This is a genomic window from Micromonospora sp. URMC 103, from assembly GCF_051386435.1.
Taxonomy (GTDB): Bacteria; Actinomycetota; Actinomycetes; order Mycobacteriales; family Micromonosporaceae; genus Micromonospora.
Genome location: NZ_JBPQTR010000005.1, coordinates 741,884 through 756,009, shown reverse-complemented (window position 1 = coordinate 756,009; position 14,126 = coordinate 741,884). Strand labels below are relative to the sequence as shown.

Annotated in this window: 10 protein-coding genes; 5 read left to right on the top strand and 5 right to left on the bottom strand. The window is 74.5% G+C overall.

What is annotated here, in order from left to right; translation table 11 throughout:
- Positions 1-236: 236 nt before the first annotated feature.
- A complete protein-coding gene (locus tag ACSNOA_RS16480; RefSeq protein WP_436659319.1) occupies positions 237-1,118 on the bottom strand; it encodes an NAD(P)-dependent oxidoreductase in 882 nt (293 codons plus the stop codon).
- A 112-nt stretch (positions 1,119-1,230) separates the two neighbouring features.
- Between ACSNOA_RS16480 and ACSNOA_RS16475 the strand changes: the two genes are divergently transcribed.
- The 3 genes from ACSNOA_RS16475 (at position 1,231) to ACSNOA_RS16465 (ending at position 4,330) form a co-directional block, all read left to right on the top strand.
- A complete protein-coding gene (locus ACSNOA_RS16475) occupies positions 1,231-1,659 on the top strand; it encodes a hypothetical protein (RefSeq protein ID WP_436659317.1) in 429 nt (142 codons plus the stop codon).
- A 139-nt stretch (positions 1,660-1,798) separates the two neighbouring features.
- Positions 1,799-2,728 (top strand): diacylglycerol/lipid kinase family protein, encoded by a 930-nt coding sequence (locus ACSNOA_RS16470; protein WP_436659314.1) that lies wholly within the window; start codon positions 1,799-1,801, stop codon positions 2,726-2,728.
- A 93-nt stretch (positions 2,729-2,821) separates the two neighbouring features.
- Positions 2,822-4,330, top strand: a complete 1,509-nt coding sequence (locus ACSNOA_RS16465) for an Nramp family divalent metal transporter (RefSeq protein ID WP_436659312.1) — start codon at positions 2,822-2,824, stop codon at positions 4,328-4,330.
- Positions 4,331-4,374: 44 nt separating this feature from the next.
- On the opposite strand, the gene ACSNOA_RS16460 is transcribed toward ACSNOA_RS16465, so the two are convergent.
- The 4 genes from ACSNOA_RS16460 to aceB are packed head-to-tail and all read right to left on the bottom strand — an operon-like array spanning position 4,375 to position 10,163.
- The gene (locus tag ACSNOA_RS16460) at positions 4,375-5,802 is read right to left on the bottom strand and encodes a (Fe-S)-binding protein (RefSeq protein WP_436659310.1); all 1,428 of its coding nucleotides are present in this window, start codon (positions 5,800-5,802) and stop codon (positions 4,375-4,377) included.
- Between the two features lies 1 nt (position 5,803).
- Positions 5,804-7,084, bottom strand: a complete 1,281-nt coding sequence (locus tag ACSNOA_RS16455; protein WP_436659308.1) for an FAD-binding oxidoreductase — start codon at positions 7,082-7,084, stop codon at positions 5,804-5,806.
- Positions 7,084-8,550 carry an FAD-linked oxidase C-terminal domain-containing protein gene (locus ACSNOA_RS16450; protein ID WP_436659307.1) on the bottom strand — a complete coding sequence of 489 codons (1,467 nt, stop codon included), beginning with the start codon at positions 8,548-8,550 and terminating at the stop codon, positions 7,084-7,086. The genes ACSNOA_RS16455 and ACSNOA_RS16450 overlap by 1 nt, the downstream gene beginning before the upstream one ends.
- Positions 8,551-8,579: 29 nt before the next feature.
- Positions 8,580-10,163 carry a malate synthase A gene (gene aceB, locus ACSNOA_RS16445; RefSeq protein WP_436659305.1) on the bottom strand — a complete coding sequence of 528 codons (1,584 nt, stop codon included), beginning with the start codon at positions 10,161-10,163 and terminating at the stop codon, positions 8,580-8,582.
- A gap of 192 nt (positions 10,164-10,355) precedes the next feature.
- On the opposite strand from aceB, the gene ACSNOA_RS16440 reads away from it, so the two are divergent.
- Together ACSNOA_RS16440 and ACSNOA_RS16435 are read left to right on the top strand one after the other, a co-directional pair.
- The gene (locus tag ACSNOA_RS16440) at positions 10,356-12,173 is read left to right on the top strand and encodes a glycoside hydrolase family 3 protein (RefSeq protein ID WP_436659304.1); all 1,818 of its coding nucleotides are present in this window, start codon (positions 10,356-10,358) and stop codon (positions 12,171-12,173) included.
- 8 nt (positions 12,174-12,181) lie between these two features.
- Positions 12,182-14,050, top strand: coding sequence for a serine hydrolase (locus ACSNOA_RS16435; protein ID WP_436659302.1), 1,869 nt, complete (start codon positions 12,182-12,184; stop codon positions 14,048-14,050).
- Positions 14,051-14,126 lie beyond the last annotated feature (76 nt).

Below are 14,126 nucleotides of genomic sequence, written 5' to 3'. Positions count from 1 at the left end.
GACTCCGCGGCGACACCGTGTGGTTCACCGGCCGGCGGGGTGGCCGCCGGCGTGGGTCGTGCTGCGACGCTCGTTCACCGCACGCTGCGGGTGCGATGGCCCGCGCCGCGTGTGCTGCGGGTAGGGCCGGGGACAACGGGCCGCTTGGAACCTGCGCAAAATCACCTTAACCCTACGGATCTCTCCAACCGCCTGAAATCGGTTCGAATACCTCCGGCAGGCGGGCCGAGCGGGCGTTAGGTGCGCTGGTCGTCCTCGAGGGCACGGGTGACCACCGTCAGGTCCTCGCCGCCGAGGCCCCGATCGACCGCCCGCTGCCACTGCGTGGCGAGGCTCCCGGCCACGGGGAACCGGTCCGGGTCGACCTCGCGCAGCGCGAGGTTCACGTCCTTGAGGGCCAGCGTGAGCGGATACTGCGGGGTGTAGTCGTCACGGCCGACCCGCTCGAGCTTCTCGGCGGCCCACGACGACACGAGGGGGCTGCCCTGCAACGCGCCGAGCACCGCCGAACGGTCGAGCCCGAGCGCCCGGCCCAGCGCGATGGACTCGGCGATCCCCTCGTTGACGAACGCCAGCAGGAGGTTGTTGGCCAGCTTGACCCGGGAGCCGGCCCCGGTGGGCCCGACCCAGACGGTGCGCTGCCCGACCGCCTCGAAGACCGGGGCGACCCGCTCCCGGACCTCCTCGGGCCCGGAGGCGAGGACGACCAGTTTCCGCTGCTCGGCGGGGCCCCGGCTGCCCGCCACGGGCGCGTCCACGAGGACGACGTCCGGGCGCTGCTCCGCCACCGTCCGAGCCAGTCGCTCGGTGGCCGTCACCCCGATGGTGCTCATCTGGGCCCAGACCGCGCCGTCGCGCATCGCCGCCAGCATGCCCCGGTCGGTGGCGATCGAGGTCACCGCGTCGGCGTCGGTCACCATGGTGATCACGACGTCCGCCCGGCCGACCGCGTCCGCCGGGCTGTCGGCCACCTGCGCGCCCTGCTCGCCCAGCCGGCGCGCCGGGTCCGGGCTGCGGTTCCAGACGACCGTGGGCAGGCCGGCGCGCAGGATGTTGCCGGCCATCGCCCGCCCCATGCCGCCGAGCCCCAGTACCGCCACCCGCTGCTGTCCCGCCATCGGCACCCCTCCTTCCCGGCAGCGTACGGTCGGTGACGGGCCGTCACGGCGGGAACGACGACGCCGGGTGGTCTCTTCCGTCCGCGGATCCCCGGGCCCTACCCTCGGCCGCATGACCGCCACCCCGAAGCGCCGCCGATCCTCCTCCCCGCTGTTCCAGACGGTGGGGCCGCTGCTCGTGGCGCTGCTGTCGGCGGCGTCCTGGTACGCGTGGCTCGGGTGGGACGACGAGTACCGGGTGGACCCGGTGACCGGGGCGGTGAGCGGCCCGTACGCGGTGTGGCAGGTGCTCGGGTGCGCCCTCACCCTGCTCGCCGTCTTCGTCGCGGCGCTGCTCGTCGGAGTCCGGCCGGTGCCGGCCGGCGCCGCGCTCACGCTCGCGTTCTCCGCCGCCGCCGCCGTGACCTGGGCACGCCGCGACGACAGTGGGCTCTACGTGATCGGGGTCGGGCTGCTGCTGGTCGGTCTGGCGGCGGGCACCGCGGTCGTGTCGGTCCTCGTACGCGCGCTGCGGCGCACCAGCGCCGTGGACGCGCGATAGGCGCGATGCCGCGGAGGCATCCGGCCCGCCGGGTGCCGCCGGGCGTGGGCCGAGGCCGACCGGATCCGCGGCCGGTGACCGACGCCCGCCACGCTCGCTTCGGCCGGTCACCGGGTCCACTGCGGATAGGGTCGGTCTGGTGCGGACCAAACAGGACCTGGGCGAGGCGATCCGGCGCGACCGGCGGGCGGTCCTGGTCGTCAACGCCCACTCGCGCCGGGGCCGCCACCTCTACGACCGGGCCTGCGCGCTGTTGGCGACGGCCGGTTTCCACCTGCTCGGGAACTACCCGGTCGAGCGGGTGCAGGAGCTCGAGTCCACCCTCGCGGCGGCCGCCGACCTCGAGCCGGACCTGCTCATCGCGGGCGGCGGCGACGGCACCCTGAGCGCCGCGGCCCGCCTGCTCGCCCACCGCGACATGGCGCTCGGGCTGCTGCCCCTGGGCACCACCAACAACTTCGCCCGCACGGTCGGCGTCCCGCTCCGGCTCGACGAGGCCGTCGCCGTCCTGACCGACGGCACGGTGGTCGACGTCGACCTGGGGCTCGCCGGCGACACGCCGTTCACGAACCACGTCGGCGTCGGCCTGTCCGCCGACGTCATGCTCACCACGCCGCCGCGCCTGAAACGCGTCACGGGCCGGGTCGCGTACCCGCTCACGGCCCTGGCCCTGCTGACCCGGCACCGTCCGCTGCGGGCCACGATCCGCGCCGCGGGCGCGGAGCACACGTACGTCACCCGCCAGTTGTACGTGGCCAACGGGGGCTTCCACGCGGGACGGCCGATCGCGGCGGACGCGGACGCCGACGACCGGCTGCTCGTCGCGTACCCGGTCGGTGGCGCCACCCGTCGGGGCCTGCTGCGCGACACGGTCCGCAACGCGACGACCGGCCATCGCCGGACGCTTCACGAGGAGCCCTTCCTCGCCGTCGGCGAGCTGTGGCTGGAGACCGACCGCCCGGCGCCCGTGGAGGTCGACGGGGAGCTGCGCGGGCGTACGCCGATCCGCGTCGGCCTCGCGGCCAACGCGCTGCGGGTGATGGCGCCCGCCGGCACCGTCGACCGCTGACACCGCGCCGACCGCCCACGTATTGCTTGTTGCCAATGCGTCGGGGGGCGTACGACGATTGTCGAGGGGGCCATTCCCATAAGGAGGTTCTCCATGACAGACGTTACCGAGGCCCCGGACGTCCGCACCTATCCGCTGGGAAAGAGTCGCCCTCCGCTCGCCGTCGCCGACCTGCCCGAGCCGGAGGAGGTGTTCGGCGTACGCCGGCTCGGCCTCCCGCAGTTGTTCAAGTACGCCCTCGGCCCCAGCCTCATCGCCCTCGGCATCTCGATCGGCAGCGGTGAGTGGCTGCTCGGGCCGCAGGCGGTCGGGCAGTTCGGGTTCGTCGGGGTCGGCTGGGTCATCCTCGTCTCGGCCGTCCTCCAGACGTTCTACAACGTCGAGTCCTCCCGGTACGTGATGGCCACGGGCGAGGCCCCGGTCGTCGGGTGGGGGCGCGTGCCGCCCGGCTACCTGCTGTGGGTGCCGGTCGCGGTGTTCCTCGTCATCTTCGCGTTCATCGCCGGCGGCTGGGCCGCGTCCGCCGGCCAGGGGCTGTACGCGCTCATCCACGGCGAGGTGCCGCCGACCGGCGCCGAGGAGCCGCGGCTGTGGGCCATCGCGCTGCTGGTGGTGGTCTTCCTCATGACGGCGGCGGCCCGCCGGATCAGCCGCACCCTGGAGCTCGCCAACTGGGTGATGGTGGGCGTCATCCTCGTCGCGCTGCTGTTCATCACGCTTCTCGTGGTGCCGGGCAGCCTGTGGTGGGAGGGCATCCGCGGGTTCGTCACCCCGGCGGCCCCGCCGGAGGGCATCACGGCGACGCAGCTCGGCGGTCTGGCCGGGTTCACGGCCCTCGCCTCCGGCCTCAACTGGTACGTGATGGGCCACTACCGGGACAAGGGCTACGGCATGGGCTACCGCACCGGCTACATCTCCGGCCTGCGCGGTGACCGGCGGGAGCTGCTGTCCAGCGGCGTCACGTTCCCCGACGACGCGGCGAACGCCGCCCGCTGGAAGCGGTGGTACCGGCTGCTGCTCACCGACATGTGGGGCATCTTCTTCGTCGGCGCCATGCTCGGGATGCTGCTGCCCACCATCCTCATGGCCCAGGCGGTGCAGCTCTCCGGCGAGGCGCCCACCACGGCCACCGTGCCCACGTTCGTGGCGGCCGCGCTCGAGCCGGAGTACGGCAGGGTCATGTTCTACGGGATGCTGGTCATCGGTGTGCTGATCCTGTTCAGCACGCAGCTCGGCATCTTCGAGGGCATGGTGCGGGTGACGACCGACGCCGCGCACGCCACCAGCCCGCGGCTGCGCCGCCTCATCGAGGGTGACCCGCGGCGGTTCTACTACCCGTTCATGCTCCTGCTGCTCGTCATCATCGCGGTCGTGCTGCACCTCGCGCTGCCGGTCAGCCTCGTGCAGTGGTCGGCGAACATGTCGAACCTCGGCGCGCTGATCTTCCCGTTCATGCTGATCTACCTGAACCGCCGCCTGCCACGCGCCGCCCGCCCGAGGTCGTGGCACTACGTACTGCTCATCGTCAACGTGCTCTTCTTCGGGTTCTTCTTCGTCAACTTCATCGCGGACTTCGTCGGCGACCCGCTGGTCACCTTCTGACCCCACGGCTCCCCTCCTGGCGGACACGGCAGGAGGGGGGCCGCTCAGCGGACGAGGTCGCTCACCGGGCGGGCACGCAGGGACGCGTCGAGGACCTGGGCGGTGTGTGCCACGGCGAGGGTGGCGCCCAGCCGCTGCGCGGCGGCGGTGATCTGCAGAAGGCAGCCGGGATTGGCGGTGACGAGAAGGTCGGCGCCGGTGGCGAGCACGTCGCGGGCCTTGCGCTCGCCCAGTTGCGCGGCGGGCTCCGGATTCAGCACGTTCCACACGCCGGCGGATCCGCAGCAGATCTCCGGGTCGGCGATCTCGCGCAGGTCCAGCCCGGGGATGCCGCGCAGCAGCTCACGCGGTTGCGCCCGGACGCCCTGGGCGTGCGCCAGGTGGCAGGCGTCGTGGTAGGCCACCGTGACCGGCAGCGGGTGGCGCGGCGCCACCGGCCCCAGCTCCACGAGCAGTTCGGACAGGTCGCGCACCGAGTCGGCGAAGGCGGCGGCCCGGCCGGCGTACGCGGGGTCGTCGGCGAGCAGCTCGCCGTACTCCTTGAGCGAGGATCCGCAGCCGGCCGCGTTGACGACGAACCGGTCGATGCCGGCGCCGTCGAAGACGTCGACGAGCGCCCGGGCGAAGCGCCGCGCCTCGGCCCGCCGCCCGTTGTGGACGCTGAGGGCGCCGCAGCAGCCCTGGCGGTCCGGCAGGATCAGCACGTCGCAGCCTTCGGCGGCGAGGATCCGCGCGGTGGCGGCGTTCACCTCGGGGAAGAACGCCCGTTGCACGCAGCCGGTGAGCATGCCGACCGTGGCCCGCCGCGGGCCGCGGGCCGGGATTCGCCGGGGCAGGCGGGTGGACCGCCCGATCCGGGGGGCCAGCGAGTCCAGCGCGGCGAGCGTCGGGGCGAGGCGCAGCAGGCCGGTACGCCGTACGAGCCCGCGCAGGCCGCTCGCCTGGTACGCGCGCAGCGGGCCGCGCAGCAGGCGTAGCCGCCGCGGGTACGGGAACAGCCCGAACACGGCGCCGCGCAGCGCCCGCTCCCGCGGCGGGCGGGGATGCCGGCGCTCCACCTGCTGGCGGGTGTCCTCGATGAGCCGGTCGTAGCGGACGCCCGACGGGCACGCGGTGACGCAGGCCATGCAGCCGAGGCAGCGGTCGACGTGGGCCACCATCGACGGGGTCAGCGGCTCGCCGTCGAGCCCCTGCCGCATCAGGTGGATGCGCCCGCGGGGCGAGTCCATCTCTTCGCCCCACAGCACGTAGGTGGGACAGGTGGGCAGGCAGAACCCGCAGTGCACGCAGTCGTCGACCAGGTCCCGCCGCGGCGGGTGGTCGTCGTCGAACGCCGGCCCGCCCGGCGCGGCCGCGACCGGCCCCGTCGGGTGCGGTCGGTGGCCGTCGTCCGCGCCGGCGACCGGCCCGAGCACGTCGCGGGGCACACCGTCCGGTCGCCCGGCGCGGCGCGGGGCGGGAACGTCGCTCACGTCAGATCCCTCCCACGAAGCGGCCCGGTGCGAAGCGCGCGTCCGGGTCGAACTGCGCCTTGACCCGGCGCATCAGCTCGAACCCGCCGACCGGCCCCCACAGGTCGACGCGGTCCCGCACCGGCCCGGGGGCCGTCAGCACGACGGTGTGCCCGCCGACGGCCGCGGTGGCGGCGCGCAGGTCCGCCACGATCGCGGCGACGGCGTCGGGCGGGGCGGTGGCGGGCAGGCCGCCGTAGAGGACCCCGGTGCCGGCCGAGCCCCGCACGGCCAGGGGGACGCCGTGCCGCCGGTCCGCCTCGGTGGCGGCGGCGAGCAGCGCCGGGACGCCGGAGAGTGCGGCCGTGAGCTTGAGCCCGACGCCCCCCTTCCGCCAGGGGTACGCGGGCCACCACTCCGGCGGCTCGTCGGAGACGGCGGCGTTCCCGAGCAGCCGCCGGGTCGCGTCGGCCCGCTCCCCCACGCCGCGCGGTGTGCCCTCCAGCAGCACGGCGACCTCGACGCCGCCGCCGGGCGTCGCGTCGACCTCGAGCGCGCTGGGCGCGACCTGCGCGGCGAGGACGGCGGCGGTGAGACGGCCCGCCTCCGCGGCGTCGCCGGCCCGCCGGCGCAGGAAGGCGCGCGCCACGGGGAGCGGGTGCAGCCGGAACGCGCACTCGGTGACGAGCCCCAGGGTGCCGTACGCCCCGGTGAGGAGCTTGCCGAGGTCGTAGCCGGCGACGTTCTTCACCACCTTGCCGCCGGCCCGGGCCACCGTCCCGTCCGGACGGACCATGGTGACGCCGATCAGCAGGTCGCGTACGGTGCCGTAGCGCATGCGCCGGGGGCCGCTGGTGTTCGTGGCGACGACGCCGCCCACGGTGGCCGCCGCGCCGGGCGGCAGCGGCGCGTCGAGGGCGAGTTGCTGACCGGCGGGGGCGAGCTTGGCCTGGAGCTCGGCCAGCGGGGTGCCGGCACGGACCACGACGATGAGGTCGCCGGCCGCGTGTTCCACCACGCCCGTGAGCCGGCCGGTGTGCAGCAGCAGGTCCAGCCGGCGCGGCGGATCGCCCCAGTCCTGCTTGCCGCCGCCGCCGGTGACCGTCACCGCCAGGTCGCGGGCGGCGGCGACCCGCAGCAGCGCGGACGCCTCCGCCGGGGATCCGGGCGTCGCCACGTACCGGGGCGCGACGCCCGCCACGGCGTCGCCGGGCCCGGCCGGCCGGACGAGGTCGGCGCCGGCGGTACCGGCGGTACCGGCGTCGACGGCGGCACGGAGGGCGTCGAGCACGTCGTCGGGCATCAGAACACCTCCGCGAGGCCGGCCTCCTGCAACGGGTGCACGCCCCGGCGACGGCCGGGCGCCTCACCGCAGAGCCGCGGTGTGGGGAACACCTTCCCCGGGTTGGCGAGGCCGCGCGGGTCGAAGGCGCACCGGAGCAACTGCATGGTGTCGAGGTCGTCGTCGGTGAACATCCGCGGCATGTAGCCCACCTTGTCCATGCCGACGCCGTGCTCGCCGGTGATCGAGCCGCCGTGCGCGACGCAGATGTCGAGGATCGCGCCGGAGACCTCCTCCGCCCGCTCGGCCTGCCCGGGCACGCCGTCGTCGAAGAGGACCAGCGGGTGCAGGTTGCCGTCGCCGGCGTGGAAGACGTTGGCCACGCGTACGCCGCGCTCGGCGGAGATCTCCGCGATGCGGCGCAGCACCTCGGGCAGGGCGGTGCGGGGGATCACGCCGTCCTGGACGATATAGTCGGGGCTGATCCGGCCGACCGCCGCGAACGCCGACTTGCGGCCCTTCCAGATCAGCGCCCGCTCGGCGTCGTCGGCGGCGATCCGGATCTCGGCGGCGCCGTGGTCTCGGCAGAGGCGCTCGACGTCGACGAACTGGGCGTCGACCTCGGCGGCCGGGCCGTCGAGCTCGACGATCAGGACGGCGCCGGCCCCGGCGGGATAGCCGCACCGTACGGCCGCCTCCGCCGCCTCGATGGCGAGCGCGTCCATCATCTCGACAGCGGCGGGGACCACGCCGGCGCCGATGATCGCCGAGGTGGCGGCGCCGGCGGCGTCCGTGCTCGCGAAGGCGGCGAGCAGCGTGCGCACCGACTCCGGCGAGCGGGTGAGCCGCACGGTGACCTCGGTGGCGATGCCGAGCGTCCCCTCCGAACCGACGAACGCGCCGAGCAGGTCGTAGCCGGGCGCGTCGGGCGCGCGACCGCCGAGGCGTACGAGGTCGCCGTCGGGGGTGACGACCTCCAGCCCGGTGACGTGGTTGGTGGTGAAGCCGTACTTCAAGCAGTGGGCGCCGCCGGAGTTCTCGGCGACGTTGCCCCCGATGGAGCAGACCTGCTGGCTCGACGGGTCCGGCGCGTAGTGGTAACCGTAGGGGGCGGCGGCCCGGGTGACGTGCAGGTTGATGACCCCCGGTTCGACCACGGCCCGTTCGTCGAGCGGGGCGACCTCGCGGATCGCGCGCATCTGCGAGGTGACGATCAGCACCCCGTCGGCGTGTGGCAGCGCGCCGCCGGACAGGCCGGTGCCCGAGCCGCGCGCCACGAAGGGCACGCCGGCGTCGACGCAGGCCCGGACGGTCGCGGCGCACTGCTCGGCGGTGCGCGGGATGGCCACGAGGGCGGGAACGACCCGGTACTGGGCCAGCCCGTCGCACTCGTAGGTGCGCAGCTCCTGCCGGTCGCTGATCACCTGGGCGTCGCCGAGGTGGGCCCGCAGCGTCGCGGCGAGGGTCGTGACGTCCGTCGTGGTCATCGTCGGCCTCCCGTCGCCGCCTGGAGGTGTCAGGGCATCCGCTCGTACGCCGGCAGGGTCAGGAAGTCCACGAAGTCGTCCGCCACGGCGACCTCCATGAACAGGGACCGGGCGGGCGCGTAGTCGGCCGGGTCGCCGGGCAGTTTCGCCAGTTCCTCGTCGGCGAGACGCTCGACGAGCTCCCGGTCGACCTTCTCGCCGGTGTCGTCGAGGGTGATGCCGGCGTGCAGCCACTGCCAGACCTGCGAGCGGGAGATCTCGGCCGTGGCGGCGTCCTCCATGAGGTTGAAGACGGCGACGGCCCCGGTGCCGCGCAGCCAGCTCGCGAGGTACTGGATCCCGACGCTGATGTCGTTGCGCAGGCCCGCCTCCGTGCGCCGGCCCGGTGTGCTCCGCACGTCGAGCAGGTGGGCCGCGGTGACGTGCACGTCGTCGCGGGTCCGGTCGAGCTGGTGCGGCCGGTCGCCGAGCACGGCGTCGAAGACCTCGCGGCAGACCGACACGAGGTCGGGGTGGGCGACCCACGAGCCGTCGAAGCCGTCGCCCGCCTCGCGGGTCTTGTCGTCGCGGACCTTGGCCAGCGCCGTCTCGTTGACCCGCGGGTCCCGCCGGCTCGGGATGAACGCGGCCATGCCGCCGATGGCGTGCGCGCCGCGCCGGTGGCACGTGCGGACGAGCAGCTCGGTATACGCGCGCATGAACGGCGCGGTCATGGTCACGGCGTTGCGGTCGGGCAGGAGGAAGTCGGCGCCCCGGGTGCGGAACTTCTTGATGACGCTGAACATGAAGTCCCACCGCCCCGCGTTGAGGCCTGCGGAATGGTCGCGGAGCTCGTAGAGGATCTCCTCCATCTCGAACGCGGCCGGGTACGTCTCGATGAGCACGGTGGCGCGGATCGTGCCGTGCGGGATGCCGAGGCGGTCCTGGGCGAGCAGGAAGACGTCGTTCCAGAGCCGGGCCTCGAGGTGGCTCTCCATCTTGGGCAGGTAGAAGTAGGGGCCGCTGCCACGGTCGAGCTGCCGTCGGGCGCAGTGGAAGAGGTAGAGGCCGAAGTCGACGAGGCTGCCCGAGGTGCGTTCGCCGTCGACGAGGATGTGCTTCTCACCGAGGTGCCAACCGCGCGGTCGGACCACGATGGTCGCCAGCTCCCCGTCGTCCAGGCGGTAGTGGCGGCCGTCGGGCGCGGTGAAGGCCAGGGTCCGGTCGATCGCGTCGCGCAGGGTGAGCTGGCCGCCGATCACGTTCTCCCACAGCGGGGTGTTGGCGTCCTCGAGGTCGGCGAGCCACACCTTGGCGCCCGAGGTGAGGGCGTTGATCGTCATCTTCGGGTCGGTCGGGCCGGTGATCTCCACCCGCCGGTCGAGGAGGCCCGGCGCGGGCGGGGCGACCCGCCAGTCACCGTCGCGGACGTGCCGGGTGTCGGGCAGGAAATCCAGCGACTCCCCCGCCGCCAGGGCGGCCTCGCGCTCGGCGCGCCGGGCCAGGAGGTCACGGCGGCGGGCGTCGAAGGCGCGGTGCAGCTCGGCGAGGAAGCCGAGCGCCTGCGGGGTGAGGATCTCCTCGTAGCGGTCGTGCCGGGGACCGGTGACCTCGACGCCGTCGGGAAGCTGCATGAGGGGCTCCTCGCCGTGGGATGACCCGGTCCAATAGATCCACGGGAATTGCTGCCGTCGACTCTAGTGGCCGGGACGCCGTACCGCGAGGGGCGCGGTCCATCCCCGAGGGACTTTCGTGTAGCAAACCTTCTTGACGATTCATAGATGTGTAGCTAAGTTTCAGCCATCCCGGCTGAGAGGCAGTCGTCTATGAAGACCCGTCTCGTGACCGCTTCCGTCCTGCTGGCGGCCCTGGGCGTCACCGCCGCGCCGCTCCCGGTCCACGCCTGGCCCCCGCCCACGCCGGCCCCCGCCGGCGAGCACGGCTGGGTGACCTCGACCCTGCGGCACATGAGCCTGGAGCAGAAGGTCGGCCAGCTCTTCGCCACCTACGTCTACGGCGGCGACGCGACCGAACCCAGCGCCGCCGACCGGGCCGCCAACCGCGCGGCCTTCGGTGTCGAGACCCCGGCCGAGGTGATCGAGCGGTACTCCCTCGGCGGCGTCTGCTACTTCTCCTGGTCGCACAACCTGGACAGCCCGCGCCAGATCGCCACCCTCTCGAACGGCCTGCAACGCGCCGCCCTCGGCGACGGCCGCAAGGGACGGGTGCCCCTGCTCCTCTCCACCGACCAGGAGCAGGGCGTGGTGCTGCGCATGCCGCCGCCCGCCGCGCAGTTCCCGGGGGCCATGGCGCTGGGCGCGGCCCGCTCGGCCGAGGCGGCGCGGACGGCGGCCGTCGTCACCGGGCGGGAGCTCGCGGCCGTCGGCATCCGGCAGCCGTACGCGCCGATCGCCGACGTCAACGTCGACCCGGCCAACCCGGTGATCGGCGTCCGGTCCTTCGGGGCCGACCCCAACCTCGTGGCCGGGCTGACCGTCGCGCAGGTCGCCGGTTTCCAGCGCGGCGCCGGCGTGACCGCCGTGGCGAAGCACTTCCCCGGGCACGGCGACACCGGCACCGACAGCCACACCAACCTGCCGGTGATCGACCACACCCGCGAGGAGTGGGACCGGATCGACGCGCCGCCGTTCCGGCGGGCGATCGCCGCCGGCGTCGACTCGATCATGACGGCGCACATCGTGGTGCCCGCCCTCGACCCGTCCGGCGACCCGGCCACGCTGTCGCCCCGGATCCTCACCGGTGTGCTCCGCGGCGAGCTGGGCTTCCGCGGGGTCATCGTCACCGACGCGCTGAACATGGCCGCCGTGCGGCAGCGGTACGGCGACGACCGGGTTCCCGTCCTGGCGCTGAAGGCGGGGGCCGACCAGCTCCTCATGCCGCCCGACCTGCGACTGGCCCGGGACGCGGTGCTGCGGGCCGTGGCCACCGGCGAGCTGACCGAGCGGCGCGTCGACGAGTCGGTCCGCCGCATCCTCGCCATGAAGTACCGGCAGGGCCTCTCCCGGCCGCCGTTCGTGGACGTCGACCGGGCGGTCCGCACCGTCGGGGCGCCCGCGCACCAGGCCGCCGTCGCCCGGGTCACCGACCCGACCCTCACCGCGGTCCGCAACGACGCCGGGCTGCTGCCGCTTTCCCGTGCCGACCGGTCGGTCCTGGTCACCGGCTGGAACACCGCCGCCTTCGCCCCGATCGAGACGGTCGCCGCCGGGTTCACGGCCCGGGGCGCCCGCGCCACCGCCCGACCCGCGACCCTGCCGTCGGACCAGGTGATCGCCGCGACCGCCGCCGAGGCGGCCGCGCACGACCTCACCGTCGTGCTCGTGAACAAGGCGTGGGACACCACGGTCACCGACCCGCGGGCCAGCCAGCAGCGGCTCGTCGCGGCGCTGCGCGCCACCGGGAAGCCGGTCGTCGTGGTGGCGGTGCGGGACCCGTACGACATCGCGTACCTGCCCGGCGTGAGCACCTACCTGGCGACGTACTCGTACACCAGGGCCGCGATGGACGCCCTGGTGCGCGCGCTGCACGGCGAGCTGTCGCCGCGCGGCCGGCTGCCCGTCACCATCCCGACGGCCGACCGCGGGGACGTGCTCTACCCGTACGGCCACGGCCTGACCTGGTAGGAGGGACCATGCCACGCAGGAGCCGCCGACCCGCCGCCGTCCGCACCGGGCCGCTACGGGCCGCCACGCTCGGCCTCACGGTGGTCGTGCTGGGCGCCACAATGCCCGCGACCGGCGCGACCGCCGCGCCCGGCACCGACCGGCCGGCCCGCGGCACGGCCGCCGCCACGCGCCCTCCGGTCACGTCGGGCCCACCGACGGTGACGCCGGCCGACATCCGGTTCCGGCACGACACGCTGCGCCGCGGCGCGGCACGCCAGGTGGGGCTGCTTCCCGAGCAGGTGGACCGCATGCCCGCCGACCTGGCCGCGTACCTGGAGCCGACCCCGGACCACCCGGGGCACCCGACGTACGCCGGCGCCGTCGTGCTCGCCGCCAAGGACGGCGTCGTCGTGCAACACGCGGCCGTGGGCACGGCCGTGCGGTACGCCGAGGTGGGGCCGGCGCCCGACCTGACCGGTGTGGAGCTTCCCGCGGACCAGCAGATCCCCATGCGGCCCGACACCATCTTCGACCTGGCCTCGGTGTCCAAGCTGTTCACCACGATCGTGGTGATGCAGCAGGTCGAGCGTGGGCGGATCGACCTGGACGCGCCCGTGGCCCGGTACCTGCCCGAGTTCGCCGCCGGCGGGAAGGAGGCGGTGACCGTACGGATGCTGCTCACCCACTCCTCCGGGCTGCCGGCCTTCACGGCCCTGTGGAGCAGGTACCCGACGCCCGCCGAGCGGTTCGCCGCGGCACTCGCCACGCCGCTGGCGGCCGGGGCGACGCCCGGCGGCCAGTACGTGTACTCCGACCTCGGGTTGATCGCCCTGGGCGTGCTCGTGGAGCGGGTGACCGGCCGGCCGCTGGCCGATCTGGTCCGCGACGGCGTCACGGCCCCGCTGGGCATGACCGACACCGGCTACAACCCGGGACCGGAGCGGCGGGCCCGCATCGCCGCCACGGAGTACCAGCCGTACGCCGGCCGGGGCATGGTCTGGGGTGAGGTCCACGACGAGAACGCCTGGTCGCTCGGGGGCGTGGCCGGGCACGCGGGAGTCTTCTCGACGGCCACGGACCTGGCGGTGCTCTGCCAGTCACTGCTCAACGGCGGCGAGTACCGCGGGCGGCGGATCCTGCGTCCGGACACGGTGCGGGCGATGCTCGTCAACTACAACGCCACGCTGGAGCAGGCGTACCCGGAGAGCGACCGTGGGCTCGGCTTCGAGCTGAACAAGCACTGGTACATGATGGGTCTCTCCTCCCCCGTCGCGTTCGGGCACACCGGTTTCACCGGTACGTCGCTGGTGGTCGACCCGCTGTCCCACTCGTTCGTGATCCTGCTCAGCAACCGCGTGCACCCCGACCGCAACTGGGGCAGCAACAACGTCGCCCGGCGGGCCGTGGCGCGGGACCTCGCCGAGGCGATGCCGGTGCGCCCCCGCTCGTCGGCGGCCTGGCGGGCCGATCCGCGGGACGCCGCCACGGTCACGCTCACCGCGCCGCTGCGCCGGGCGGCCCGCGACGCCACCGCGAGCTTCCTGCTCTGGTACGACACCGAGCCGCGCTTCGACACCGCGCGGGTCGAGGTCTCCACCGACGGCGGCGCCACCTGGACGCCGACACCGATGGTGCTGCGCGAGGGAGACCGGCGGTGGCGCAGCGACGGCACCCTCACCGGCCACGGTGGCCGGGTGTGGTGGCAGGTGTCGGTGGACGTGCCGGACGGGGCGACCCACCTACGCTGGAGCAGCAGCACGGACGTGTCGAGCCAGGGCCGGGGCGTCTACGTCGACCGGATCGTCGTTGCGGGCCGGGACGGTCTGCTCTTCCAGGGCGAGGGCGCGGACGCGCCGCGGCTGGTCGCCGACGGGTGGTCGCTGGCGCGCACCTGAGCGGGGGCGCTGCGGGCGCCGGAGGCGGGCCGACGCCCGCACCGGCGCCCGTGCCGGTGCCGTAGGACCGGCGACC

What these genes read in the sequence shown, in the direction of transcription:
- ACSNOA_RS16480 (WP_436659319.1), bottom strand. Translation starts at nt 1,118, where the DNA reads ATGGCGGGACAGCAGCGGGTGGCGGTACTGGGGCTCGGCGGCATGGGG.
- ACSNOA_RS16475 (WP_436659317.1), top strand. Translation starts at nt 1,231, where the DNA reads ATGACCGCCACCCCGAAGCGCCGCCGATCCTCCTCCCCGCTGTTCCAG.
- ACSNOA_RS16465 (WP_436659312.1), top strand. Translation starts at nt 2,822, where the DNA reads ATGACAGACGTTACCGAGGCCCCGGACGTCCGCACCTATCCGCTGGGA.
- ACSNOA_RS16455 (WP_436659308.1), bottom strand. Translation starts at nt 7,084, where the DNA reads ATGCCCGACGACGTGCTCGACGCCCTCCGTGCCGCCGTCGACGCCGGT.
- ACSNOA_RS16450 (WP_436659307.1), bottom strand. Translation starts at nt 8,550, where the DNA reads ATGACCACGACGGACGTCACGACCCTCGCCGCGACGCTGCGGGCCCAC.
- aceB (WP_436659305.1), bottom strand. Translation starts at nt 10,163, where the DNA reads ATGCAGCTTCCCGACGGCGTCGAGGTCACCGGTCCCCGGCACGACCGC.
- ACSNOA_RS16440 (WP_436659304.1), top strand. Translation starts at nt 10,356, where the DNA reads ATGAAGACCCGTCTCGTGACCGCTTCCGTCCTGCTGGCGGCCCTGGGC.
- ACSNOA_RS16435 (WP_436659302.1), top strand. Translation starts at nt 12,182, where the DNA reads ATGCCACGCAGGAGCCGCCGACCCGCCGCCGTCCGCACCGGGCCGCTA.